Raw genomic sequence first — 26,154 nt, 5'->3', positions numbered from 1 at the left:
CTATTCCGGCTGTACGCTATTATCTTTTATTTTTAAAGAAAAAATAAAAGGATAGCCGCTGCCATCCGGGCTAGCGCTCCAAACCAAAATCAAGAAATAGTCAACCATGGAAGTAACGGAAAGTAAGAAATCAAACCTGACCCGCAACATCTTTATCGCGCTCGTTTTAGGCATCGCACTGGGATTTGCACTAAATAAGTTTTATGTCACCGACGAAAATAAGAAAATCGATTTCTACAGCAAGCAGACTGAAAACCTTACGAAAGAACTGAAAACGTATTTGCCAGACTCGACAAGTTTGGCTTACAAGCAGCTTTCCAAATCTTTGGGCAAGTACAATGATGTCAAAAAACAGCTTCTGGAAGACATCAATAAGGACGGGCGACAGTTCGCGATGAATTTTAAATTGGTAAAAGCTACAGATGGTGCCATAAGCAAACTGGAAGACCAGCTAAGAGCGCCGCGCAAAGACACACTGACACCTGCCTATGAAAACCTAAAGGAACAAAAGACTTTCGCTGAAGACAAACTCACTGAGCTGACCAAAGCCCGCGACAAGAAGCTGGAATGGTTTGCATTGATTGCTGACATTTTCCTACGCCTGATTAAAATGATTGTGGCGCCATTGGTATTTACGACATTGGTCGTCGGTATTGCGAGGCTCGGCGACATTAAGACAGTGGGAAGGATAGGCGGCAAGACGATGCTTTGGTTTATTTCGGCATCATTGATGAGCCTGGTGTTGGGAATGATTCTGGTAAATATTTTTAAACCGGGGGAAGCCATGCACCTGGCGTTACCATTAGACAACCAATCCACCGGAATTGACAAGGCCGCTTTATCCGTTAAGGATTTCGTAGCCCATGTGTTTCCTAAAAGTTTTATTGAATCCATGGCCAATAACGAGATTCTGCAAATTGTCGTATTCTCGATATTTTTTGGGATTGCCGCTGCTGCACTGGGCCAAAAAAGCGAACGCGTGGTCAAAGCGCTCGATGATATGTCGCACATCATCCTGAAAATTACAGGATACATCATGAACTTTGCCCCGTACGCCGTCTTCGGTGCGATGGCTGTCGTCATCGGAAAACAGGGGATCGGGATCCTGACCACCTATGCTATTTTTATCTCAGAATTTTATTTTGGCTTGTTATTGCTTTGGGGAATCCTGATTCTTGCCGGTTCTGCATTCATCAAAAGGCGCATATTCGTACTGCTAAAGAGAATCAAAGATCCGATACTGCTGGCGTTTAGTACCAGCAGTTCTGAGGCTGCGTTTCCAAAAACCATGCTCGAACTCGAACGTTTCGGCTGCAACCCAAAAATCACGAGCTTCGTACTTCCGCTGGGGTATTCATTCAACCTCGATGGCAGTATGATGTACATGACATTTGCTTCGATATTTATCGCACAGTCCTACGGAATCCACCTATCAATCGAAACACAGATCTCGATGCTGCTCGTGTTGATGTTGACCAGCAAAGGCATAGCAGGTGTTCCAAGGGCATCGCTCGTCGTAATCGCTGGTACGCTGGCCAGTTTTCACATTCCGGAAGTGGGTATTGCGTTGCTGCTTGGCATCGATCCTATTCTGGATATGGGAAGAAGTGCTACAAATGTCGTGGGGAACAGCATCGCTACCGCAGTAGTCAGTAAAATGGAAGGACAACTTTCAGATTAAGTGGAGGCCGGGCGGCGAATTGCTTTTTTTTTGCGCCAATTTTACCAAAAACTTTTCATGCGTAAATTGTTTTATTTATTTTAGTGTTTATTAAACGCCATATAAAACTGTATACGCCATGCTCATTAAAATTTTTGGAAGCGCCGTCTTTGGCGTTGAAGCCACCACGATTACTGTCGAAGTCAATATGGATAGAGGGATCGGATACCACTTGGTGGGACTCCCTGACAGTGCGATTAAGGAAAGCAGCTACCGCATCACTGCTGCACTAAAAAACAACGGGTATAGTATGCCCGGAAAAAAAATCATTATCAATATGGCGCCAGCCGATTTGCGCAAGGAAGGTTCAGCTTACGACCTTACCTTAGCGATTGGAATCCTCATGGCTTCCGGACAAATCCGGGCTGATGAAGTGGAACGGTACATCATCATGGGTGAACTCTCACTTGATGGCAGCCTGCAACCGATCAAAGGAGCTTTACCCATCGCCATTAAGGCGCGTGAAGAGGGTTTTAAAGGTTTTTTCCTGCCGATACAAAATGTGAATGAAGCCGCTATTGTTGATGGGCTGGAGGTGTACGGTATATCAAATGTATCCGAGGTAATTGATTTCTTTGAAGGAAATGGAACCATAGAACCGACCGTAATAGATACCCGTTCAGAATTCTACAGGACCATCGACTTTCCGGAGTTCGATTTCTCCGATGTTAAAGGCCAGGAAAGTATCAAACGCTGTATGGAAATAGCTGCTGCTGGCGGACACAATATCATCCTGATTGGACCGCCCGGCGCGGGAAAAACGATGCTTGCAAAACGACTGCCAAGCATCTTGCCACCGATGACACTTCGGGAGGCGTTGGAAACAACAAAAATCCATAGTGTCGCCGGGAAGCTAAAGGAGGCAGGCCTGATGAACCAGCGTCCATTCAGGAGCCCGCACCATACCATTTCAAACGTAGCACTTGTCGGTGGCGGAAGCTATCCCCAGCCCGGTGAAATTTCCATGGCGCACAATGGCGTATTGTTTTTGGATGAACTCCCGGAATTTAAGCGCGATGTACTCGAAGTGATGCGACAGCCTTTGGAAGACCGCGAAGTGACAATCTCCAGGGCAAAATTTACAATCACCTATCCTTCTTCGTTTATGCTGGTGGCGAGTATGAATCCCAGCCCGAATGGCTTTTTCAATGACCCGGATTCGCCTTCAACAACGTCCCAAAATGAGATGCAGCGCTATCTGGGCAAAATATCAGGGCCTTTACTGGACCGGATCGACATCCATATTGAAGTAACGCCGGTACCATTCGAAAAATTATCGGACGAACGCAAAGCGGAAAGCAGTGCCAGCATCCGTGAACGGGTGACGGCAGCGCGGGAACTGCAAACGCAAAGGTTCGCCGCTGTTGAAAAAGTACACTACAACGCCCAAATGAGCACCAAACTCATTCGGGAATTTTGCCGCCTGGACGAACCGTCTTTGCAACTGTTGAAGACGGCGATGGAACGCCTCAATCTTTCGGCACGGGCGTATGACCGAATCCTCAAGGTGTCGAGAACAATTGCTGACCTATCGTCTGAACCACATATCAGTGCAGCGCATATTGCAGAGGCAATCCAGTATAGGAGTTTGGATCGCGAAGGTTGGCTAGGGTGATCATGGTTTCATATCCTGTTTATAGCTGGTTGCATAATCTGAATCTTACCATTAGAGCATAGATAACCTATATTACACGCTATAAATACGCTATATATACGCTATATATACGCTATATATACGTCGTAATATGTAATTTATATCGCGTACGAAGGCAACGGTTGTCAATGAGGTAATACTATAAAAACACATTGGTAGCGTGAGAGTGTTGGCGGTTTAGTTCAAAGCGAAAAGCCGATTTGGATATATAATCTATACGTGACAAAAAAAACCCGGCACAAGTCCGGGTTTCTTATAAAAATGGGGCAAATGCTATTTATCTATCGAGCCCAGCACACGCTGCATAAACGTGTTCAGCGCTTCCTTTTTTTCCATACCGTCGCGCGTCATTTTGTTTACTTCCAGCGCGCCGTACATATTGGAGATCAGTTCGCCAATCACATCCAATTCCTCATCTTTCAGAGAAGGAATTTCGGTTAGTGCTTCGAGGACCTCGATGGTTTCAATCAGGTAATCCTGGTCGTTGTCTTCAATAAACTGGGTGAGGTGTTTGATAACAGGGAGTTTCATAATGTGTTTGCGATTTCATCAACCAGTTCTGCCAATACTTCCGTTTTATTCGTCTGCGTTTCATTAACGAGTTTGCCATTCATGAATGCGGCAAACGTCGGCAGATTAGACACATTGGCCAATTTCCTTGATTCTGGTGATTTTTCCGCATCGACGATAACAAAGGTTATCGATTCGTTTTCTGTGGCCATCTTTTTGAACTTGGGTTTCATGATCCGGCAATTGCCACACCAGGATGCAGCGTATTGCACGACCACCTTAGCATTGTTGTCTACAACGCTTTGTAACGTATCTTCAGTTAATTCAATTAACATAGTCTTTGGGTTTTAGGATGTAAGTTAAAGGCACAGGGTTCCGGAAATATTTTGTCCTGAACCCTGGACCTTAAGCAATTTAGTTACTCAGGTAAGATGCTACACCTGCTCTTGTGGCAAGCATAGCTTCTTTACCTTCTTCCCAGTTTGCAGGGCATACTTCGCCATTTTTCTGAATGTGGGTGTAGGCATCCACCATTCTTAGGTATTCGTTTACATTACGTCCCAGCGGCATATCGTTTACGCTTTCGTGGAAGATTTTTCCCGTTTCATCAATTAGGTATGTCGCGCGGAAGGTCACGTTAGATCCTTCAATAATTACGGAATCAGTTTCTTCGCTGTAGCTTGTAGATTCGATATCTAAAATTCCGAGGATATTGGAAAGGTTCCTGTTCGTATCGGCAAGGATTGGATACGTCACACCTTCAATACCACCTTGGTCTTTCGGGGTGTTTAGCCAGGCAAAGTGCACTTCATTGGAATCACAAGAGGCACCAATAACGATGGTATTCCTTTTATTGAATTCAGGTAATGCATCCTGGAAGGCATGAAGTTCAGTAGGACATACGAAAGTGAAATCTTTTGGATACCAGAACAATAGCACTTTTTTATTGTTTTTTACGGCTTCATCAAGGATGTTGATCTTTAGGTTATCGCCCATTTCAGACATGGCATCAACACTGATGTTCGGGAATTTTTTTCCAACTAGTGACATAAATTTTTGAGTTTAAAAGATTATAATTTTTTAGCACTGCAAATGTACCGCTAACCAGTAGTGTTTAATAATAGATTTGCATGATTAATTATTATAAATCGATAGTTTTTTATTATGCGATTGAAGCGTATGATTAAAATGCTTTATCTTCCAAGCATATCACAAATTTTCGTTGATGGGTCGATTGCTTTACGATTTTTATATATTTGTTTCCTATTCCAAACCAATATAGACTATGGCATTCGCAGATTTATTCAGGAAGAAAACCGCAACCGCAATCATCAATGAAGAAGGTGGTACTGATCACGGAGGGGGAAGGCTGAAGAAAGTCCTCACGGTTACCGATCTCACATTTTTCGGAATCGCTGCTATCCTCGGTGCCGGTAGCTTCAGCAGCCTTGGCGAGGCGGTTTTTAAAGGTGGTCCGGGTGTCGTAATACTATTCCTCATTACGGCGATCGCCTGTGGATTTACGGCTTTTTGTTACAGTGAATTTGCGAGTAGGATTCCCGCCGCAGGTAGTGCCTATACCTACGCTTATGCTAGTTTTGGCGAAATGTTTGCGTGGATTATTGGTTGGGCATTGATCATGGAATATTCAATTGGCAACATCTATGTGGCGTTTTCCTGGAGTGACTACTTCACATCTTTTCTGAGTAAATGCAGCATTCATTTGCCGGAATACCTTACGACGAGTTATATGGAAGCCAAACATGCCATTGCAGCAAATACCACCAATGAAGAATTGATAGCTGCCTGGAATAACGCGCCTGTCTTCGGAGATTATAAATTTATTGTAGATATTCCCGCTTTGGTAATCAACCTTTTAATTACCTATTTGGTGTACCGCGGAATTAAGGAAAGCCGCAATTTTAGCAATTTGATGGTTATACTGAAAATGGTGGTTGTTGCTTTAATCATATTGGTCGGCGGTTATCTGGTCATTTCAAATGGGCTGACCTTCAATTGGACTCCTGCAAATGATGCCGGCGTACATTCTTTTATGCCAAACGGTTTCAGTGGTGTGATGGCCGCCGTAAGCGGGGTGTTTTTTGCCTATATTGGATTCGATGCTGTGAGCGTGTTGGCGGAAGAAAGTAAAGATCCGCAGAAGGATTTGCCACGCGGAATGATCTGGTCTTTATTAATTTGTACCGCCGTTTACATCCTGTTGACATTGGTGCTTACAGGAGCGGTAAATTATAAGCATTTTGATGGTGTCGGAGATCCACTGGCGTTTATCTTTGAAAAGGATAACCTGAATATTGGCTGGATGCAACTGCTTGTTTCTGTTTGTGCCGTAATAGCAATGACCAGTGTTTTACTGGTTTTTCAGATGGGACAGCCAAGGATTTGGTTGAGCATGAGCCGTGACGGACTTTTACCGAATGTATTCCAGAAAGTACACCCAAAATACAAAACCCCATCCTTCTCGACAATTGTAACCGGGTTGGTTGTCGGGATTCCAATTTTGTTTACCGATAAAAAATTCGTGTTGGATTTTACCAGTATTGCCACGTTGTTTGCATTTGTACTCGTTTGCGGCGGTGTTCTGCTGATTCCAAGACGGAATAAGGAAGAAGGAAAATTCCACTTGCCCTACATCAATTCGAAATTCATTTTTCCCATATTATTGATCATTGCAGCGTTCCTCGCAAACCATTATATGCCGGATTTTTTTTCGGGGATGTCTGACATTAACGATGACAATGCCGCTTATAAAGTGCCGATGCTGTTGTTTTTCGTATTGTGCATCATCATGGCGGTTATTGCCTTCATAAAAAACCTCTCGTTAATTCCGCTTCTAGGTCTTGTATTTTGCAGCTACCTGCTCACTGGAATGACAGCAGATAACTGGAATTGGTTTGGCATGTGGCTCGCTTTGGGGCTCATATTCTACCTGTCATACGGACTGAAGAACAGCCGTTTGAATCCAAACAGGAAACCGGCATAAAATAATAAAACGAAAACCCGCAGTGTTCGCTGCGGATTTTTTTTAGGTATTATCGTGAAATAATCGGTAAAATAAATTTTAAGAAAAAGTATGGATTTCGCGTAAAATCATGTGCTGCAAATTTGTAATTTTCCTTTAGGGAAGGGGATAATGGAAGTATTCCCTACAAAATCCCGGAATTATTTCGCTACGCGAATTCCGGAAATTTTGTTAATCTTTTCGGTTGCTGAGCACATAAAGTCCACATCAATTTTTAACAGCGCATTTTTATACGGCGATTGAAGTACTACGCTTCTGAAAGTGATTTGTCCAAAACGCCTGTTTCTTCCATACATTCACGCATCATAAGATAAGTTCGTTCAATATCATTGTCCAATCCGATTGAAAAACGGATCAGGCCGTCGCTGAGTCCCATTTCCTTTTGCTCTTCCAGTGGAATTTCGCTCGATGTCGACGTTCCAGGAGCACTAAACAATGTCTTGTAAAATCCAAGGCTAACCGCGAGGTAACCAAGGTTTCGCTGTTGCATCAGTTCCATGAGGTCATTCGCTTTATCTAACGAGCCGACGTCGACCGTCATCATTCCGCCAAACCCATATTCCGGATTGATCATGGACGCATAAGTTTCATGACTTGGATGGCTTTTCAATCCTGGATAAACTGTTTTTAAACCTGCCTTTTCAAATTGCTGTGCAAGATACATCGCGTTGTGGCTGTGTTGCTTCATACGGATGTGTAACGTACGTAGGTTTTTCATAATACTCGCCGAACGGAAACTGTCCATTGTTGGTCCCAGGAGCATGCTCGCACCGTTGTTTACATTTTTCAGGCTGTCGATAAATTCACGCGACGCACAGGTTACCCCGCCCACCGTATCACTACTGCCGTTGATGTATTTTGTCAAGCTGTGGATCACGATGTCCGCGCCTAGTTTTACTGGTGCGACAGACATCGGAGAGAACGTATTGTCCACCACCAATTTAAGTCCATGCTGCTTTGCGATTTTCGATAATGCAACAATATCAGCGACTTCCAGCAACGGATTGCTGACGGTTTCACAATAAATAACTTTGGTTTCAGATGTAATTGCCGCTTCCACCATCTCGATTCTGGTAATATCCACGAAGGTCGTTTTTATACCGAATCGTGGGGTAAAATTTTTCAGGAACGCATACGTACCGCCATAAATGGTGCGGCTTGAAACGATATGGTCGCCGTTACCGCACAATTGAAGTAGGGTAGAAGTAATCGCACCCATTCCTGACGCGGCCACGTTAGCGGCTTCGGTGCCTTCCATGGATGCCATCGCTTTGTCAAGGTAGAGGTTACTTGGTGAGGAGTGCCGTGAATACAGGTAGCAGCCTTCCGCGTTGCCTTCAAAGGTATCGAACATCGTTTTGGCAGAAAGGAATGTATACGTTGAAGAATCTGAGATGGATGGGTTTACACCGCCAAATTCTCCAAAGTACTGTAAATCCTGAATCCTGTCAGCCGGATTGAAATCTGTTTTCATATTTGTGTTGTTTTTTTGAAGCTATCCCTGCTGTCCGCTGTATCTTTTTCTTTCTAAAGGCGAAAGAAAAAGGATGCCGCTCCTACCGAAACGTCGGGACAGGGCTAGGGTTTGTAAGCCAAAACAACGTACTTTGGTGATATAATACAATGATTGGGTGTTTTTTTGGAATATAAATCTATCATAGTAATTTATCTTAGTTTTATTTTCTAATATTGCGCAAAATATTAGCCATTGCCCAACTTTTCAACATTTTAAGAAATGACACTTGATATTATTGATAGAAAACTCCTGATGTTGCTGCAAACGGATTCTAAAATGACGAACAAGGAACTGTCCTCAAAACTCAATTTATCGGTTACGGCGGTCTATGAGCGCATCCGAAAGCTTGAACGTGAAGGAATTATTTCAAACTACACCGCTTTGCTGGATCGGAACAAGATAGGGAAGGGGTTTGTCGTGTTTTGTCATTTGAAACTGCAGCAACACACGCGTGAATATATCGTAGAGTTCGAAAAGGAAGTAGTTTGCCTAGATGAAGTCCTCGAATGTTTTCATGTGAGCGGCGATTACGATTACATCCTGAAAATCTGCGTAGAAAATATGGAAGCCTATCGGGAATTCATGGTAACCAAATTAACGACGCTACAACACATCGTCAGTACACACAGCACGTTCATGATAGGTGAGGTAAAGAATACGACGGTTTTTAATTTTGACAAATAGAAATTTCCGCTGTTCACTATTTTATTGCTAATTTTGTACTGCAAAAATTAAAAACCTAAAAAAATATACCATGAGTTCATTTGATGTAGTCGTTATTGGATCAGGACCAGGCGGATATGTAGCTGCCATCCGTTGTGCACAACTGGGATTTAGCACCGCAATTATTGAGAAATACCCAACACTCGGCGGAACCTGTCTCAATGTGGGCTGTATTCCATCAAAAGCGCTTTTGGATTCGTCGCACCACTATTATGATGCAGTTTCCCATTTCAAGGAACATGGAATCGAAATTTCAGGGGAAATCAAGTTCAATATTGATCAAATGATTGCGCGTAAAGGTACTGTAGTAGACCAAAATACTTCGGGAATCAAATACCTGATGGATAAAAATAAGATTACCGTGTTTGAAGGCTTGGGCTCATTCGAAGATGCTACCCACATAAAAGTCACTAAAAATGACGGTTCGTCCGAAATACTGGAGGCTAAGTATACCATCATCGCTACGGGTTCAAAACCGGCCAACCTGCCTTTTATCACAATAGACAAAGAACGCATCATAACCTCAACGGAGGCTTTAAAACTGAAGGAAGTGCCAAAACACCTTATTATCATTGGCGGTGGTGTCATTGGCCTGGAGCTTGGACAAGTGTACCTGAGGTTGGGAGCACAGGTTTCTGTAGTGGAATACCTTGACAGGATCATTCCGGGAATGGATGCCGGGCTGTCAAAAGAGCTTACAAAAGTGCTTAAAAAGCAAGGCATGAAGTTTTATACCTCACATAAGGTGAAATCGGTAGAGCGCACCGGCGATGCAGTCCAGGTTCAGGCGGAAAATGCCAAAGGTGAAACCATCACCCTTGATGGCGACTATGCCTTGGTAGCCGTTGGCAGAAAACCTTATACCGATGGTCTGGCCGCTGAAAAGGCAGGCGTAAAGGTTACTGAGAGAGGACAAATTGAAGTTGACAACCATTTGCAAACGACCGTTTCAAATATCTATGCTATTGGTGATGTCATTAAGGGAGCTATGCTGGCGCACAAGGCGGAGGAAGAAGGTGTCTTTGTTGCAGAAACGTTAGCAGGGCAGAAGCCGCATATTGATTACAACCTGATTCCGGGAGTAGTGTATACTTGGCCGGAAGTGGCGGCGGTTGGAAAAACAGAAGAACAATTGAAGGAAGCTGGAGTAGCATATAAGACAGGCAGCTTTCCATTCAAGGCATTGGGTCGTTCCCGTGCCAGCGGAGATACGGATGGCTTTGTAAAAATCCTCGCCGATGCCAAGACGGACGAAGTTTTGGGCGTTCATATGATTGGTGCCCGAACTGCCGACCTGATTGCCGAAGCGGTAACTGCAATGGAATTCAGGGCGTCTGCAGAAGATATTTCAAGAATGTCACACGCACATCCTACTTACGCTGAAGCAGTAAAAGAAGCGGCGCTTGGCGCGACAGACAACCGCTCACTGCATATTTAAGGAACACACATAAAATATAAACCCCGCCAGCGATGACGGGGTTTTTTATTTCAAGAAATTTATCTCGCTGAAACCACCGTTTTATAATGGTTCCAATAGCGGTAGATCAGGAATAGGTTCCCGACAAATAATACTGCGCCCATTGCTATTTGTTCCGGTCCCATAAATGCATGAACCAACACAATGTTGATGCTGATTGGGAGGATTACAAGGTTTGCCAAAGCGACAAATCTCCCGGAAATAAATGCCAACCCACAAAGCAATTCCAAAGCCTTAACGAAGGGCATCAAATACGTGGACGCGCCTAGTCCTTCATTAAATTTCATCATCTCGGGACTCATTTTTGGCAGCGGGCCCATATCAATTTTGGCAAAGTAGGCAATCGATGCAAAAAGCAGTAAAGCACCGATTAAAAGTCGGACGACAATGGTCAGGATTCTCATAATATATTGGTTTATTGGTTACTGATTTGTTTCTAAGAGGCGCTTCATGTTGCTCAGTCCCGTTTCAAAATCTTTGCCAATCATCTTATCCATATTCATAAATAGTAACATAAAGTTCATTGGATATTTCATGCTGCTGTTTAAATCCCAGGTCACTCTTGACTGGTTTTCTCCAAGCGGAAACACACTGATTTTAGCATCGGCGCGACCTTCAAAAGGTTTTATGAAACGAAGTTCAGTTTCAATACTTTCTCCGTCAGTTACCGCTTTGATTTCCTGTTCACCCTGGCCCACTTTTTTATTTTTGCTTTCCCATGTATAAATAAATCCCGGTTCGCCGTCGGTTCCGGAATATGTTTTCTTCATTTCCGGATCCATGCCGTTCCATACCGCATAGGCCTCCTGATTTTGCAAATACCGGAAATAATTATAGATAGCGACGGATGGTTTGTTAATCACTATTTCCTGTTTTACGGAATAGTCTCTCGGGACAAATAATGCAACAAGCAGTATTAAGGCAATAAAGCTTACTATGATGTAAATCAGGATCATTTTTGGTTTTTTAGGTAACCAAATATAAAAAAAATCTTGTTTAAGTTAGTTGTAGATTTTTCTTATCTAACACAAAATCAAATGGAAGCCCACTATTTTTTCTTATTTCGCTTGGCGGTCTGCGTTCTTAGCATGTTTCGGTTTACCGAGCCATGGGTTTTCTTTTTGGTTTTTGAAGGTCCACCCAAATTCACTTTTTGGTTTTTCTTTGCTTTCTCATGAAACGCACCGTCGCCATCCAATTTTGGCTTTTTCATTAGAAATTTGATGGGCTGTTTGTCTTTTTCAGGCCCGATAAGTTTGTTCGAAATCTCTACTTCTTCAGGAAAAGTAATGAGTTCGATTTCGGTATTCATCAGTACTTCGGCTTCGAGTTTCATTTCTTCTTCCCTGCCAGTGAAGAAACTGATTGCGGTTCCGGTAGCATCGGCACGGCCAGTACGGCCGATCCTGTGCATGTACAATTCAGGCATTTCGGGCATTTCAAAGTTGATTACGTGCGTAATATCTGAAATGTCCAAACCACGCGCCATAATATCAGTAGTAATCAGGCCGCGCAGGTTTCCTTCCTGGAATTGCGCCATGGTATTCAAACGATAATTTTGTGACTTATTAGAGTGGATTACACCAAATTGCTCCGGAAAATCGACATCAACATTGTCGAAAAGCATGTCAGCAATTTTCTTGTTGTTCACGAAAATAAGCAGGCGGCTCATGTCGTCATTTTGCTGCAGCAAATGCTTGAGTAAGTTGATTTTGGTGTTGAAATTCACTACGGGGTACGCCAACTGCTTGATATTTTCCAAAGGTGTTCCTGACGCAGCCAAACTAACTTCTTCCGGAAAATCGAAAAAGTCATTCAGAACAGCATCAACCTCATCAGTCATTGTTGCCGAAAAAAGGATGTTTTGCCTTTTTGGTTTCATCATTGCCAGAATTGAAGTGAGCTGGGGACGGAATCCCAAATTCAGCATTTCATCGAATTCATCAATCACGAGCTTGCTTGTCTCATCAAAACGGATAACATTGTCCAGTGCCAAATCCATTACACGTCCCGGCGTTCCCACAAGAATATCAATTCCGTGGTACACTGCCGTTTTCTGGGTGTTAATATTTACACCTCCGTAAATTCCGAGCGTACGGATAGACATATAGGTCGTTAATTTTTCAACTTCTTCAACGACCTGCACAACCAATTCACGTGTGGGGACGAGGATTACGATTTTGGGCGTATGGGTAGGGGAGAATTTATACAATTTCAATAGAGGCAAAAGGTACGCGAAAGTCTTCCCTGTTCCGGTTTGCGCAATTCCCATCATGTCGCGTCCGGACATGATGACGGCAAATGATTTTTCCTGGATTGGAGTAGGGGTCACAAATCCAAGTTCATCCACTGCTTTTTGAAGTGATTTTGGAAGATTGAATTGTTCGAATGTAGCCATTTACCTGATTTTCGGCAAAGGTACCGATTTTAAAGACAATTAGCGTCACGAAATTGCATTACCTTTGTGCGCAACAAATTACAAAGAACATTATGGGCAGTGTTTTGATAAAAGGGATGGCTTTTTCGGAGATGAAAGAATTCCTGGATCAAAAGGCAGATCAATACAACAATCGCGATTTTATTGATTCGGATCCCGTACAAATTCCGCATCGTTTTACTTTGAAAGAAGACGTCGAGATTGCCGGTTTTCTGGCGGCGACGATTGCGTGGGGCAATAGGAAATCGGTCATTGCCAACGCCAAAAAGATGATGGATATCATGGGTAATTCGCCATTTGATTTTGTAATGTCTCATTCAGAACACGACCTTGACCGTGCCGAGGGTTTTGTACATCGCACATTTAATGCTGATGACTTCAGGACCTTCATCCGTGGATTGCAACATATTTACAGGAATCACGGTGGTATGGAACAGGTTTTTCTGTCAAACCATGCTGAAGGTTATCTGCACAACAGCATCTCGGTATTCAAAAAGCTGTTTTTCGAAGTAGGACACCAGCAACGGACGCAAAAGCACGTAGCAGATCCTGCAACAAATTCAGCCGCAAAACGAATACACCTCTTTCTACGCTGGATGTCGAGAAAAGACAATCGCGGCGTCGATCTCGGTATCTGGAGTTCTATTTCACCGGCATTGTTATCGTGTCCTTTGGATGTACATTCCGGAAATATTGCGCGAAGCCTTGGTTTGATTGATCGAAAGCAAAATGATGGCAAAGCACTAATGGAACTTGACTCGAAGCTACGGGCCTTCGACCCCATTGATCCCGTAAAATACGATTACGCCCTCTTTGGTATTGGTGCTTTCGAAAAGCAGATTTTGCTGTAATCAGTTGCTTTGGACGGAAATATGAATGTGGTCGAAACAACCGGGAATTTTAAAATGATTGTTTCGAATGCCATCAGTTTCAGTTTTATGCTTAAAGAACGGACCGAAGTTTTCCCGAATTTTCGGGTTTTCATCAAATGCCTTTTGTAATTCAAATACCCCATTTTCAGTCGCGGATAGGAAAATTTGCTGACCGTTCACTTTGCTAATGTCCAAAGCGGTTTTGTTGTAATGGTTGCTTCGCAAATGATGCGTTCCGTTGGTTGTCGCTTTTATTTCAACTGAAGCGATTTTTTCAATCAACACTGAGTTCGCTTTTTTCAGGCTCGTTTTCAGGACCTCAACAAGTAGCGGCGAAACCATTTTGTTCGATTGTTCGGTGTCGCTATAGGTGTCTCCAAAACAGATTGAAACCAAACTGCCATCATCCATTTGAAACGAATCGGGTATTTCAACTACAGATCCATTATAAATTTCGTTGAACTCATCGTTATCCGCAATGAATTGGTCTTCGGAATAGTTGTCGTTGTAAGCCATCGACCAGATCATATAGTAAGCGATAAGCTCGTTTCGTGGAGTGTAATCGGTAATAAACTCGTTTACAATTATGGCATAAAGATTGGCGTTGTGTGTCGTCCATTCAAATAAATCGGGCGGCAGCGAACTTCTAAATGCCATTTCCCGTTCAATCAGGATTTCCGCTTTGGTCAAAGGCACAATATCGACAATGGAAGGAGAATGAACCATAGAATCGTTGTATTCTGGCGCAGGCGTTTTCTCTTTTTCGGATTCTCCCGCGTCCCAGGCGCATGAGACAAATCCATACAATAATATTACTAAGGTGATGTATTGTTTCGGCATGGCGGTTATAAAATATCTTTTTGGCTTCTTTGTACAAAGCTACCATTGCCATTTCAATACCAATTACGTATTTGCCGTAAAAATTGTTAATTATTTCACCGGGCTGGAATAGAATCCATCGTCTAAACGTCCCGTTCTGAGTTGCGGTATAAAATGGTATCGGGCTTTAAAACGCTTCACGATCCTTCGGCTGGTGCAGGGTAAAGGACCATTTGCCGTGCCATATGAGAAAAAAATCTTTTCAGGCGAATAGTATTTCAGATTGCCTTCTGTAGTTTCAATAAATCTTATGCCGTCGTACCTTGAATTGGGATAGGGTAGGTATAGCTGGGTCCATCTGGGTTTTTCAATGGATAAATTGAGCTTATTAGAAGTCATTAATTTAAAATCAATGATGTAAACGGTAAAAAAGGGAAGTAACACTGACAGAAATACCATTACTCTTAAAGACATTTCTTTAATCCTAAGTCGCTGGAATAAAGCTTCCGCAAGTACCGCCGCGAGAAAAATAAAATCAATTAAAAAGAAACGAAACTGAGGCGAAACGAGGAACACCGTAACGAAATGCAATAATAGAACCACGTATAAAGCCCGGAATCGCTCGAACCGCATTCGCGGAATAAAAACGACTACCGCAAAAAGCACCAAAATGCCTTTGTTGAAAACCGAATTAATACCACCGAACCGGATCCAGATCAAAAATTTGTCCATAACGGAAAACGTTTCATAGCCTTTTAACGTCATAAATTCATGGTTTCGGATGGCATTGTTTAAGTTGTTTAACAAGGCTTCGGGAATTTTCCAATCAGCATTTACAGCAAAAAGACTGGTCGGAAACAAGGGGTAGCCGAATAAAACGGTGTTTTTTGCAACCCACAACGTAAAAAACAACAAGGAGCTCAAAATAAAAAATAATGATTCTTTCCGGCTCTTGTAAACAGACCAAAGCACCAAAAATAGAAGCGGCACGACGGTAATTTTGACAAAAATCAGATAGATGATAAACAGTGCGTTCGATCTGGCGTTGTCATTATCTTCTTTGTTTAGAAATTGATAAAAAACAACTTGGCCCACGACAATCAACGGGAAATCCGGTGAAGGTGAATCGATAAACTGAAACAGCAAAACATTGAAGAAAAACAAGAATCCAACCCATAGTTTTTTTTCCCGATCGAATCCTGCCATAAAAAAGAATGAGCAGACCACCATAAGGAAGCCGTTGATATCGTTTAGCCGGTTCGTGAGAAAATTAAAGTTAAACCCCGATTGCAAAATATGCCAAGGCGAGGTTTGGCCATAGGCTACGTTTAGGTTTGCAATCCCTTTCACAAAACCATATTCGTTGAGCCATTTAATGGTTTGGACATAATAGCTTTCATTGTCCAGGATAAATGGTGATTGCGCAGATTTAAACAACGCCGCTAAAACAATCAATACCATGGATATTTTCGCAAACGATGAAAATCGCTGCCACTCCATCCTTATCGCCTGAATTTCTATAAAAATCTTCCGGCGGTAGAAGTATGCGGTAACCACTGTAAAAAGGACATTGAATGTAAAGCACCAAAACCCAATCGGAATAAAAAAAGCCGCAGTCGTCAGTACAACAGTCTGGAAAATGATTCCAACAACGATTTTCAGAATGGGATTTCTGGAATTGATTTTAAAAATGCTGTCCGCCGCGACACCGCAAGTCAGGAATATACCCAACATGAAACACCAGCTGGCAAAAATGGGCAGCATGGTTAGCGGATGATATTTCCGTCAGACATTACAAGTTTCCTGTCCGCCATGTTGGCAAATTCTTCGTTATGCGTGACAATCACGAAAGTTTGCTCAAATTCATCCCGCAGCTTAAAAAACAATTGGTGCAGGTTTTCGGCAGAAGCAGTATCCAGATTTCCGGAAGGCTCATCAGCAAAAATAACCGCAGGTTTATTAATCAGCGCACGTGCCACGGCCACCCTTTGTTGTTCGCCACCCGATAATTCACCGGGTTTGTGAGAAACCCGGTGCGATAGTCCAAGATAGGCGAGCAGATGCTGCGCTTCCTTTTCGGTATCCGACTTTGATTTCCCGGCGATAAAAGCAGGAATACACACGTTCTCAAGCGCTGTAAATTCCGGTAGAAGCTGGTGAAACTGAAAAATAAAACCAAGATTTGTATTCCTGAAACGCGATAACGCTTTGTCATTCATTTTCATCACATCTTCACCGTTTACCAACAACTGCGTCATTACATCCGGTTGGGGTTTATCCAACGTGCCTAAGATATGCAACAGCGTTGTTTTGCCGGCTCCAGATGCACCGACAATCGAGACAATCTCCCCTTTTTCAATGTGCAGGTTAACGCCCTTAAGGACATGAAGGTCGCCATAATGCTTCTGAATGTGTTTTGCCTGGATCATAATTGCGGTTTTGGCAAAGTAACGAAGAATTTGATGAGCAGGCAAGCGGCACGACAAACCGTACATTCCTAAATTGCTGACCACTACATTGCGATGCAACATCTACTAAAATAAAGTTAAACCCGAAACCAAACTTCTTCCATTACGTATATTTGTTAAACACTTAAAAATTATGAAAAAGACCGCAGTTTTGATCTTGGCTTTACTGGGAATTTCCTGCCAGTCGAAAGCAAAAGATGAAGTAATCAATGATACAGCAACAATAAACGAACCAATTAAGATGGATATACAGGACGGAATGGAAGTAGCAACTTTTGCAGGGGGATGCTTTTGGTGTACAGAAGCTATTTTTTTAGAACTCGACGGCGTGAAATCGGTGGTTTCCGGATATACCGGAGGTGCCCGTGCTAATCCGACTTATGAGCAGGTTTCTTCCGGGGCTACGGGACATGCTGAAGCCACACAGATTACTTTTGATCCAAAAAAAGTGTCTTTCGGGGAATTGCTTGAGGTGTTTTTTGCGACACACGATCCGACAACACTAAACCGCCAGGGCAATGACGTAGGAACGCAGTACCGCAGCGAGATTTTTTACCATAACGATGCACAGAAGAAAACGGCTGAAGATTACATTGCACAGTTGACGGCGTCAAAGACATTCAGTGATCCGATTGTGACCAAAGTCTCTCCGGCAGTTGTTTTCTACGCCGCCGAAGATTACCACCAGAATTACTACAACCAGAATAAAGGACAATCGTACTGCCATTATGTAATCACCCCAAAGGTAGAAAAGGTCAGGACGAAATTTAAAGACAAATTGAAAAACGAATAAGTACGAAGAACTCCCGTCAGGGAGTTTTTTTTTGGCCAAAAATGAAGCCCAAACCGATGCCGCGAAGCATTTTTTTAGCAAAAGGGAAAAAGAACTTTGATTGCCCGAACAGATATCCAACACCCATTAGCAGGAAAGGATAGAGCGGAAGCACCAGGATGATGAGCAGCGGGTAATAAATATAGCCCGCGGTATTTGCTTTGGTAATACCCAGGAAACCCATAAGAAACTTGGAAATCTCCGCAGAAATGGTTCCGTTAATCGCAAATACAACGAAAATGACAACCATCTGAAAGTTGGAAGTGATGCCCCAGCGTTGTTTAAGATTGCCCATCGGTTTAATTTGACCCAAAAATACTACTTTATATCCTTGGCGCAAAACCGCCAAGCTGAACCTTATTCACAATCTGGAAATAGGTCATGTAATTGTACAGCATATAATTTACTTCATAACCGTAATCGATGTTGCTGTTATAATCAATGCGCATCTCATAAAGATTACCGTTGCTAAGCGGGCTTGACGCCCTGATATTCCATTCACTGACCCAAACCCGATTCCGTGCCTCCAGATAAGGCTGGGAATAATAATTACGGGGTTTTGCATACGAATTAAACCAGGAAGAAAAACCGGGATCGATAATAATTATTTCATACTCCAATTTGTCGTTCGCAATCCGGATCGTGTCGTTCACCGCCATTGTCGCGTCTTTACCTGTTGTCCCGGGTGCGCCATTCTTCGACGCGATACAGGCCGTAAACACCGCGGAAATCGCCAATGTTATCATGAGTATCTTTTTCATCACTTTTTAATTTAAATGTAATAAAAAAAGCGCTCCGGTAGGAACGCTTCTTATAACTTTAACGATTAAGACTAAGCATTTTCTGTATTCAATAGACCGATAATCTGCTCCGCCAATTCGGTTCCAATGCGGTCCTGCGCTTCTTCCGTGGCAGCACCAATATGTGGTGTCAGCGAAATTTTAGGATGCATCAGGATCTGGATTTCAGGTTTTGGTTCGCTTTCAAAAACATCGAGCCCGGCAAAAGTGACTTTTCCGCTGTCCAAAGCTTCAATCAATGCCACTTCATCAATGACGCCTCCGCGCGCGCAGTTGATGATCCCAACACCGTCGCGCAACTGCCTGAACTCTTCAGCACCAATTACATAGCCGTCCTGTGCAGGAACGTGCAACGTGATAAAATGCGAGTGCTTAAACAAGTCTTCCTGTGGCTCAGTCGGAATTTCCACATTAATGAATTGCCCATTGTAGAAATCAACCTTAATCTCTGCCTTCCCGATGAATTTATCGGCGGCAATTACTTTCATACCCAATCCCAACGCCATCTTGGCCACCGCCTGTCCAATCCTTCCGAAGCCGATAATGCCCAAGGTTTTGCCACGCAACTCAATGCCATTAGCATACGCTTTCTTCAGTCCTTCAAAATTCGTGTCGCCTTCCAATGGCATATTCCTGTTGGAATCCTGAAGGAAACGCACGCCGGTAAACAAATGTGCAAAAACAAGTTCGGCTACCGACTCTGAAGACGATGCCGGGGTGTTGATTACGTGTTTTCCGTTTTCACGGGCATAGTCCACATCAATATTATCCATCCCAACACCGCCACGCCCGATGACTTTCAGTCCGGGACACGCGTCGATGATGTCTTTCCGTACCTTAGTCGCACTGCGCACAAGCAATACGGAAACGCCATTTTCATTGATGAAATTCGCAACCTGTTCCTGGGCTACTTTCGTAGTGATTACTTCAAATCCGCCTTTTTCAAGCGCCGCAATCCCACTTTTTGAGATTCCGTCATTGGCTAATACTTTCATATGTCAATTTAATAATTCGAAAATGAGTTAATGAGATAATTGTTCAATTTTCACATTAGCAAATTTTCTGATTTTATACTTTGGTTTCTAACTCTTTCATTACGTCTACCAGTACCTGTACGCTTTCCAACGGAAGCGCATTGTACATTGACGCCCTGTATCCGCCGACTGATCGGTGTCCAGGCAATCCCGAAATACCGGCTTTTTTCCACAATTCGTCAAATAATGGTGCATTCGATTCATCGTTCAAAAGGAACGTCGCATTCATGGTACTTCTGTCTTCCACGTTTGCAGTACCTTTAAACAAAGGGTTCCGGTCAATCTCAGTATATAAAAGCGCGGCTTTTTGTTCGTTAATCTTCTCAATGGCAGGAATACCGCCAAGGTTTTTCAGCCACTGCAGTGTTAGCAATGAGGCATAAATCGGGAAAACAGATGGCGTATTGTACATACTTTCCGCGGCAATATGTTTCTGGTAATCCAGCATGCTCGGAATCGTACGGCCTGTCTTTCCTAAGCTCTCCTCCTTTACAACAACCAATGTAGCACCAGCAGGTCCCATGTTTTTCTGTGCTCCGGCATAAATCAAATCAAATTTGGAAAAGTCCAGCGTCCTCGAAAAGATATCGGAACTCATGTCACAAACTACCGGAACACCGGTTTCAGGAAACGACTTCATCTGCGTCCCAAAAATAGTGTTGTTGCTCGTACAATGGAAATAATCCACATCGGCAGGAATTGCATAATCTTTTGGGATAAAAGAATAATTGGCGTCTTTTGACGAAGCAACCACAAGCGTTTCACCAAAATGCTTTGCTTCCTTAATCGCATTGTTTGCCCAGGTTCCCGTATCTAAATACGCCGCCTTACCATTGGATTTCATCAGGTTATAAGGTACCATCAGAAATTCCAGGCTGGCACCACCATGCATAAACAATGCCTGATATCCTTTGCCTTCCAATCCAAGCAGTTCCAATGCCAGGGCACGCGCTTCATCCATGACGGCCACAAAATCCTTGCTGCGGTGTGAAATTTCCAGGATGGACAATCCGGAATTGTTGAAGTCTAAAATCGCTGCTGCCGATTTGTCAAAGACTTCCTGGGGAAGGATGCATGGACCGGCGCTGTAATTGTGTTTTTTCATTTTGGCTTTGTAAAAAAATTCAGAGGCAAATTTCTTAAAATGGAATTAATACCCTGATTGCGATTTGATAATAATTTCATAAGGTTATTAACAAAAACGTTGTAGTGAGTAGAGAGGACAGCATCAAGAGACAAGAATCAAGATGGTAAATTCCAAAAATAATGTACCCTTACCGGGACATTCCGTCTTGATTCTTGTTTCTTGTTTCTTCTTTCTAAAGTGATTGTAGGAAAACCATCGTATCCACGTTGTCGGCATAATCCCATAATTCTGGTTTTTGGGTTTTTCCAAATGGAATACTGTTTTCAATTAAGCTGTTGGAAACCACACATTGTATTTGGTCCTGTTCCCGTTTCAAACGTTCTTGCACTTCGGTAAGGTCATCGTAAAACTCATAAAAAACACTCGAAATAGGGGAGGCGTAACCAGGATCTTCTTTAATCGTCAGGAATTCGTTATCGAGCAGTTTAAAATTACTCATCAGGAACACGGCCTTATTGTAATCGTAGTTGTTTGCGTATTTTTCATACTTAACCACATCCTGGTACGGAAACATGCCGTTGAAGAACTGGTCGAAATTATAGTCTCTTGGAATGAATATTTTGGACACATTGCGGCAGCCCAGCCCAAAATAACGGAATACATCTTCGCCCAAAGCCACCATCTGCTCTTTGGATTCGCTGCCATCAAGGACCGCAACCGAATTCCGGCTCTTCCGGATAATCGCCGGCTTGTCCTTAAAGTAGTATTCAAAATACCGTGCGGTGTTGTTGCTTCCCGTGGCAATGACAGCGTCAAAGTGTTCCATTTTTCCTTCAACAAAAGCGATGTAATCTTTCAGGGCGGGTTCCAACGCCATTAGGTAGTCGGCGATAAAGGGCAGCAGCTTCTGGTCATTGGAGGATAATTTGACCAAGGCTTTGTGGCCGCTCATCAGCACACATAAGAAGTCGTGAAAACCAACCAGCGGAATGTTCCCGGCCAATATTAACCCGATGGTCTTTGCCTGATGTGCTTTGATCTCGTATGCGGAAAGCCATTGGTCCAGGTTTTCTTCCGTCAGGGCCTCAGACCAGGATTGTATGGCGAAATTTACCTGCTCCGGTGTATACCAGCCATTGTGCGATTGGGACAATTGGATCAAATCTGCGAAAGCGTCAAAAAATGCGTCATTGTGCGCCAAGCCTGCAATCTTCTGATTTCCTTTTTCGGAAAACTGGCTTAAGAATTTACCCAGGGAAACGAAAATACTTTTTTTTTGCGCTAGAGTCATATTGATTTGCTTATGAAGAGTTTTGGACGTAATTTTGCGCAAAAATAAGCTAATAAAGTTGAAGGTTAAAAGTTGAAGGTTAAAAGTCGAAAGTCGAAAGACTAAAGTCAAAAGATTCGATACCAAAACCCAATACCTAAAACCCAACACCCAATACCAATACCCAAATGGCTATCATCATAACAGACGAATGTATCAACTGCGGTGCTTGTGAACCGGAATGTCCAAACACTGCTATTTACGAAGGCGCCGACGACTGGCGCTATAAAGACGGTACCAAACTGCGCGGAAAAGTGGTCCTGCCCAGCGGCGAGGCCATCGACGCGGAAGCAGCGCAGACCCCAATATCAGACGATATCTATTATATCGTTCCCGGAAAATGTACGGAGTGTAAAGGGTTTCACGAAGAGCCGCAATGTGCTGCCGTTTGTCCTGTAGACTGTTGCGTGCCCGATGACAACCATGTCGAGAGCGAAGAAACGCTGCTCAACAGGCAGGCTTTCCTGCATAACGAATAAAAAAAATCCTGAGTTTGCGCTCAGGATTTTTCATTTTATAGGAGATGTGGTTTATTTTACTTTCGCAAAAGTCTGTACCGTCACTTTATCCGATTTGTCATCGTACGTTTCCAGGACCAGGTTGCCATTTGTATCGAAATACCCGATGGACGTCTGGTCTTTACCCCTGTAAATGTAACTGTTGGTAGAGGTTTTTCTCAGCAATGCCGGCTTTTTAAGGGAAGGTGCGGTGACCGTATACCCCTGGGCATCCAATTTTACACTGTATTGCACACCGTTCGATTCATAATACGAAGAGCGGTCTACGTCTACAGTCCTGGTGCTTCCGTCAGGATTGGTAATTTGTGTGGTCGAAGTTACTTCAACCGGTGTCGCTTTCATGTCCTTGTTCAACTCTTTTGATTCAGCGTTCTGAAGTTCAATATTCTGTACTTCCTGTACATTTTCCTTCTTCACCTGTTTTTTCTCGCCATCCGAGTCTTTTACCGTGGTGACTGTGGTCTTTGTTACGTTGGTAACATTTTGGTTCTGCGCTATGGCATTCAATCCGAATAGGAAAAATGCGCTTAAAATGATCTTTTTCATTGTGTTTAGTATTTGTGATTTATACACTTACAAAAGTAACCGTCCGCAACACGAAGGCTGTTATGGAATTTCAACGAAATTTATCAGAATCGCACTTGGCGAACCCAAGTAAATGCTTGGAAGATCCGGAAGCGGGGTCTTCATGCCCGTTGCTTCGCTATGGGAATCCGGCGTATCCATCCGGGCATCCACCTTTTCAGTCCGGGCATCGATTTTTTGGCTCCGGGCGTCCTCTGCTTTAATCCGCGCATCCAGCGCTTTACTCCGGGTGTTCGTCTTTTTACTCCGGGCGTCCTTTGCTTTACTCCGGGCGTCCGTCGCTTGGGGTTGGTGCATGCCAAACCATATCGGTCTGTTCCATCTCATTTCGGCGCATTGGCATGGGTGGGTATGGCTTATCCCAAACGGTGGGTAATGACGGCCTAAGGTACGCTTTTATCACGCATTGTCCTAAATTGTATAACTTTGGCGTAAATCCTTTGGCATGAATTGTAACACGCTTTCCCAAATTTTTTGTTTGTTGTGCTTTTTTGTCGGATGGCCTGCCGCGGCCCAATCTGTAAAGGTCTCTGTCGAAAATACGCTGGACTTTGACCGCGTCGAAGTGGCCGCCATTGAGAAAGCGTCGCTGTCCGGATTTCTTGCCCGGCACGATAAAAAACACCTGCGCATCAAACGCGAAGGCACTGAAGCCTTTCTTCCGATCCAGTGGACGGACTATGACGGCGATGGCAACCCGGATGCGCTGTTGTTCCAGGCGTTTGTTCCTGCCAAATCAACGACAAACTATGTAATCGTATCGGACAGTATTAAGAAAATATCGCGTACAGAAATTAAGGCGTATTGTAAATTCAACCCAGACCGTGACCATGATGTGGCCTGGGAGAACGACAAAGTCGCCTTCCGGGCGTATGGGCAAAAGAAGCAAAGGCAGTCCAAAAAAGCCACACTGGATGAGGGTTCCAGCGGCATTTGCCCGTTGTTAAAAAAGGTGAATTACGCGGTATTGGATGATTGGTATGCAAAAAATAAGAAGTTAGCGGGGTATTCCCACACCGATCACGGCGAAGGCTATGACGGCTACAGCATGGGCAACGGCCGTGGCATAGGCGGTACCGGACTGTGGCTAAACGATACGCTGCAGGTCCCAAAGCGTTTCAGCGAGTGCCGGATTGTAGATAATGGACCGCTGCGGGTGACCTTCGAACTGGTTTATGAAGCGTGGAGCACGCACCTCGTCGAGGAGACGAAGCGGATTTCAATGGATTTAGGGTCTAATTTTTCGAGGTTCGACGTCTATTTTACCTCAAATACCAAAGCACCAAATTACGCCATCGGCATCAGCCTGCACCAGAATACAGGACAGGCAAAGGCCGATCGGGAAAAGGGATTGTTTCGCTATTGGGAAACTATTGATGGCGTGCCTATTGGAACAGGGTTGATCGTAGAACCCAAGCTGGTGGCCGATGCCCTGACCCACACGGATTCCGATCCGGACCAAAGCCACCTGCTGGTGGTCACCAAACCGCGTGACCGTCTTTCGTACTACGCTGGTTTTGCCTGGCAGAAAAGTGGGCAGGCCAACACCGCGGCAGACTGGGATGCTTTAATGGAAAAGCAATTGTTGGTACTGCAAAATCCTTTGCGCGTGACAACATATTAATGTCCGGCTGGTTCTTGTCATCTGTTCACGGAACTTGTGACGAGTCATTACGAAGTGTAATTATTCCTGTAAATTTTTAGCAGTATCATAAATTTTTAGCGTTAAAAAAATCAATATGAAAATTTAATGCTATGAGTTGGCCGAATTGTGCTATTGTTTTTTGTTCACCAAAACTACTTTTGGATGAATATTAAAAATCAAATACACATGGATCATATTGTTAAAAGACCTGAATTCAAGGCAAAGTACGATAATTACATTGGCGGTAAATTTGTCCCTCCGGTGGATGGGACCTATTTCGACAACAGTTCCCCGATTGACGGCAAAGTGTTCACGCAGGCTGCGCGTTCCAACAAGGCGGATATCCATCTCGCACTGGACGCTGCGCATGAAGCATTTAAGACGTGGGGTAAAACTTCGGCCACGTACCGCAGTGGTGTATTGAACAAAATCGCCGACAGGATTGAAGAAAACCTCGAATACCTCGCCGTTGTGGAAACCATCGACAACGGAAAGGCGTTGCGGGAAACCCGCGCGGCAGATTTACCGCTGGTCATCGATCATTTCCGTTATTTCGCGGGCGTTATCCGTGCCGAGGAAGGATCGATTTCTGAACATGATGAGCATACGGTCAGCATCTGCCTCAGCGAGCCGTTGGGCGTCGTGGGCCAGATTATCCCGTGGAATTTCCCGTTGCTGATGGCGACCTGGAAGATCGCGCCGGCGTTGGCTGCCGGAAACTGCTGTGTTGTAAAACCCGCCGAGCAGACCCCAACTTCGATTATGATCCTGATGGAATTGATTGGTGACCTATTGCCTCCAGGCGTTTTAAATATTGTTACTGGTTTTGGCCCTGAAGCGGGCAAGCCGTTGGCACAATCTGAGAAGATCGCCAAAGTATCTTTTACGGGAGAAACCACCACGGGCAGGCTCATTATGCAATATGCGTCTGAGAACCTGATTCCGGTGACGATGGAGCTTGGCGGCAAATCACCGAACATTTTCTTTTCGTCGGTGGCTGATGAAGATGACGCATTCTTCGACAAAGCAGTAGAAGGCGCAGTATTGTTTGCGTTGAACCAGGGTGAAGTTTGTACATGTCCGT

At 43.8% G+C, this 26,154-nt stretch carries 27 protein-coding genes; 10 read left to right on the top strand and 17 right to left on the bottom strand.

What is annotated here, in order from left to right; all coding sequences use genetic code 11:
- Positions 1-106 precede the first annotated feature (106 nt).
- Both CFE23_RS10920 and CFE23_RS10915 read left to right on the top strand, forming a co-directional pair.
- Complete coding sequence (locus CFE23_RS10920) at positions 107-1,681, top strand: cation:dicarboxylase symporter family transporter (protein ID WP_291087824.1); 1,575 nt, start codon at positions 107-109, stop codon at positions 1,679-1,681.
- A 118-nt stretch (positions 1,682-1,799) separates the two neighbouring features.
- Positions 1,800-3,335 carry a YifB family Mg chelatase-like AAA ATPase gene (locus tag CFE23_RS10915; protein ID WP_291087821.1) on the top strand — a complete coding sequence of 512 codons (1,536 nt, stop codon included), beginning with the start codon at positions 1,800-1,802 and terminating at the stop codon, positions 3,333-3,335.
- A gap of 312 nt (positions 3,336-3,647) precedes the next feature.
- On the opposite strand, the gene CFE23_RS10910 is transcribed toward CFE23_RS10915, so the two are convergent.
- The 3 genes from CFE23_RS10910 to CFE23_RS10900 form a co-directional block, all read right to left on the bottom strand.
- Positions 3,648-3,905: a hypothetical protein gene (locus CFE23_RS10910; RefSeq protein WP_291087818.1), complete on the bottom strand. Its 258-nt coding sequence runs from the start codon at positions 3,903-3,905 to the stop codon at positions 3,648-3,650.
- The gene (locus CFE23_RS10905) at positions 3,902-4,219 is read right to left on the bottom strand and encodes a thioredoxin family protein (protein ID WP_291087815.1); all 318 of its coding nucleotides are present in this window, start codon (positions 4,217-4,219) and stop codon (positions 3,902-3,904) included. The genes CFE23_RS10910 and CFE23_RS10905 overlap by 4 nt, the downstream gene beginning before the upstream one ends.
- A 79-nt stretch (positions 4,220-4,298) precedes the next feature.
- Positions 4,299-4,934: a peroxiredoxin gene (locus CFE23_RS10900; protein WP_291087812.1), complete on the bottom strand. Its 636-nt coding sequence runs from the start codon at positions 4,932-4,934 to the stop codon at positions 4,299-4,301.
- Positions 4,935-5,169: 235 nt separating this feature from the next.
- Here CFE23_RS10900 and CFE23_RS10895 point away from each other — a divergent pair, with 235 nt between their 5' ends.
- Complete coding sequence (locus tag CFE23_RS10895; RefSeq protein ID WP_291087809.1) at positions 5,170-6,888, top strand: amino acid permease; 1,719 nt, start codon at positions 5,170-5,172, stop codon at positions 6,886-6,888.
- Between the two features lie 286 nt (positions 6,889-7,174).
- On the opposite strand, the gene CFE23_RS10890 is transcribed toward CFE23_RS10895, so the two are convergent.
- A complete protein-coding gene (locus tag CFE23_RS10890) occupies positions 7,175-8,401 on the bottom strand; it encodes an aminotransferase class I/II-fold pyridoxal phosphate-dependent enzyme (RefSeq protein ID WP_291087806.1) in 1,227 nt (408 codons plus the stop codon).
- A gap of 261 nt (positions 8,402-8,662) precedes the next feature.
- Between CFE23_RS10890 and CFE23_RS10885 the strand changes: the two genes are divergently transcribed.
- Both CFE23_RS10885 and lpdA read left to right on the top strand, forming a co-directional pair.
- Complete coding sequence (locus CFE23_RS10885; RefSeq protein WP_291087803.1) at positions 8,663-9,127, top strand: Lrp/AsnC family transcriptional regulator; 465 nt, start codon at positions 8,663-8,665, stop codon at positions 9,125-9,127.
- A 70-nt stretch (positions 9,128-9,197) separates the two neighbouring features.
- On the top strand, positions 9,198-10,604 hold the full coding sequence (gene lpdA / locus CFE23_RS10880; RefSeq protein WP_291087800.1) for a dihydrolipoyl dehydrogenase: 1,407 nt from the start codon (positions 9,198-9,200) through the stop codon (positions 10,602-10,604).
- A gap of 59 nt (positions 10,605-10,663) precedes the next feature.
- Here the strand turns inward: lpdA and CFE23_RS10875 are convergent, their stop codons facing one another.
- The 3 genes from CFE23_RS10875 to CFE23_RS10865 form a co-directional block, all read right to left on the bottom strand.
- Complete coding sequence (locus tag CFE23_RS10875; RefSeq protein ID WP_291087797.1) at positions 10,664-11,047, bottom strand: DoxX family protein; 384 nt, start codon at positions 11,045-11,047, stop codon at positions 10,664-10,666.
- 18 nt (positions 11,048-11,065) lie between these two features.
- Complete coding sequence (locus tag CFE23_RS10870) at positions 11,066-11,599, bottom strand: SRPBCC family protein (RefSeq protein WP_291087795.1); 534 nt, start codon at positions 11,597-11,599, stop codon at positions 11,066-11,068.
- A gap of 92 nt (positions 11,600-11,691) precedes the next feature.
- Entirely contained in the window at positions 11,692-13,041 is a 1,350-nt protein-coding gene (locus CFE23_RS10865; protein ID WP_291087793.1) for a DEAD/DEAH box helicase, read from the bottom strand.
- A 116-nt stretch (positions 13,042-13,157) separates the two neighbouring features.
- Here CFE23_RS10865 and CFE23_RS10860 point away from each other — a divergent pair, with 116 nt between their 5' ends.
- Complete coding sequence (locus tag CFE23_RS10860; RefSeq protein WP_291087966.1) at positions 13,158-13,931, top strand: TIGR02757 family protein; 774 nt, start codon at positions 13,158-13,160, stop codon at positions 13,929-13,931.
- Here CFE23_RS10860 and CFE23_RS10855 read toward each other — a convergent pair whose 3' ends face one another.
- From CFE23_RS10855 to CFE23_RS10845, 3 genes are all read right to left on the bottom strand, one after another.
- Entirely contained in the window at positions 13,932-14,792 is an 861-nt protein-coding gene (locus CFE23_RS10855; RefSeq protein WP_291087791.1) for a hypothetical protein, read from the bottom strand. It lies immediately after the preceding gene.
- Between the two features lie 90 nt (positions 14,793-14,882).
- Entirely contained in the window at positions 14,883-16,535 is a 1,653-nt protein-coding gene (locus tag CFE23_RS10850; RefSeq protein WP_291087788.1) for a hypothetical protein, read from the bottom strand.
- 2 nt (positions 16,536-16,537) lie between these two features.
- Positions 16,538-17,200, bottom strand: coding sequence for an ABC transporter ATP-binding protein (locus tag CFE23_RS10845; protein ID WP_291087786.1), 663 nt, complete (start codon positions 17,198-17,200; stop codon positions 16,538-16,540).
- Between the two features lie 280 nt (positions 17,201-17,480).
- On the opposite strand from CFE23_RS10845, the gene msrA reads away from it, so the two are divergent.
- Entirely contained in the window at positions 17,481-18,032 is a 552-nt protein-coding gene (msrA, locus tag CFE23_RS10840) for a peptide-methionine (S)-S-oxide reductase MsrA (RefSeq protein ID WP_291087963.1), read from the top strand.
- Positions 18,033-18,048: 16 nt separating this feature from the next.
- On the opposite strand, the gene CFE23_RS10835 is transcribed toward msrA, so the two are convergent.
- From CFE23_RS10835 to CFE23_RS10815, 5 genes are all read right to left on the bottom strand, one after another.
- The gene (locus CFE23_RS10835) at positions 18,049-18,366 is read right to left on the bottom strand and encodes a DUF6787 family protein (protein ID WP_291087784.1); all 318 of its coding nucleotides are present in this window, start codon (positions 18,364-18,366) and stop codon (positions 18,049-18,051) included.
- A 28-nt stretch (positions 18,367-18,394) separates the two neighbouring features.
- Positions 18,395-18,832, bottom strand: a complete 438-nt coding sequence (locus CFE23_RS10830; protein ID WP_291087783.1) for a DUF6146 family protein — start codon at positions 18,830-18,832, stop codon at positions 18,395-18,397.
- Positions 18,833-18,903: 71 nt separating this feature from the next.
- Positions 18,904-19,866, bottom strand: coding sequence for a D-2-hydroxyacid dehydrogenase (locus CFE23_RS10825; protein WP_291087780.1), 963 nt, complete (start codon positions 19,864-19,866; stop codon positions 18,904-18,906).
- Positions 19,867-19,939: 73 nt separating this feature from the next.
- The gene (gene serC, locus CFE23_RS10820) at positions 19,940-21,010 is read right to left on the bottom strand and encodes a 3-phosphoserine/phosphohydroxythreonine transaminase (RefSeq protein ID WP_291087779.1); all 1,071 of its coding nucleotides are present in this window, start codon (positions 21,008-21,010) and stop codon (positions 19,940-19,942) included.
- Between the two features lie 214 nt (positions 21,011-21,224).
- Complete coding sequence (locus tag CFE23_RS10815; RefSeq protein WP_291087776.1) at positions 21,225-22,283, bottom strand: acyl-CoA reductase; 1,059 nt, start codon at positions 22,281-22,283, stop codon at positions 21,225-21,227.
- A 167-nt stretch (positions 22,284-22,450) separates the two neighbouring features.
- Between CFE23_RS10815 and CFE23_RS10810 the strand changes: the two genes are divergently transcribed.
- Positions 22,451-22,801 carry a 4Fe-4S dicluster domain-containing protein gene (locus tag CFE23_RS10810; RefSeq protein WP_291087774.1) on the top strand — a complete coding sequence of 117 codons (351 nt, stop codon included), beginning with the start codon at positions 22,451-22,453 and terminating at the stop codon, positions 22,799-22,801.
- A 51-nt stretch (positions 22,802-22,852) separates the two neighbouring features.
- On the opposite strand, the gene CFE23_RS10805 is transcribed toward CFE23_RS10810, so the two are convergent.
- A complete protein-coding gene (locus CFE23_RS10805; protein WP_291087772.1) occupies positions 22,853-23,386 on the bottom strand; it encodes a hypothetical protein in 534 nt (177 codons plus the stop codon).
- Positions 23,387-23,446: 60 nt separating this feature from the next.
- Entirely contained in the window at positions 23,447-23,752 is a 306-nt protein-coding gene (locus CFE23_RS10800; protein WP_291087769.1) for a hypothetical protein, read from the bottom strand.
- A gap of 118 nt (positions 23,753-23,870) precedes the next feature.
- Between CFE23_RS10800 and CFE23_RS10795 the strand changes: the two genes are divergently transcribed.
- Both CFE23_RS10795 and CFE23_RS10790 read left to right on the top strand, forming a co-directional pair.
- Positions 23,871-25,049 carry a DUF4861 family protein gene (locus CFE23_RS10795; protein ID WP_291087766.1) on the top strand — a complete coding sequence of 393 codons (1,179 nt, stop codon included), beginning with the start codon at positions 23,871-23,873 and terminating at the stop codon, positions 25,047-25,049.
- 207 nt (positions 25,050-25,256) lie between these two features.
- The coding region (locus tag CFE23_RS10790; RefSeq protein ID WP_291087765.1) for an aldehyde dehydrogenase family protein at positions 25,257-26,154 on the top strand (898 nt) is incomplete at its 3' end.

It is taken from the genome of Flavobacterium sp. BFFFF1 (genome assembly GCF_002256285.1).
Taxonomy (GTDB): Bacteria; Bacteroidota; Bacteroidia; order Flavobacteriales; family Flavobacteriaceae; genus Flavobacterium.
Note: the sequence above shows the minus strand (reverse complement) of the source record. Positions and strands in the feature narration are given on the sequence as shown.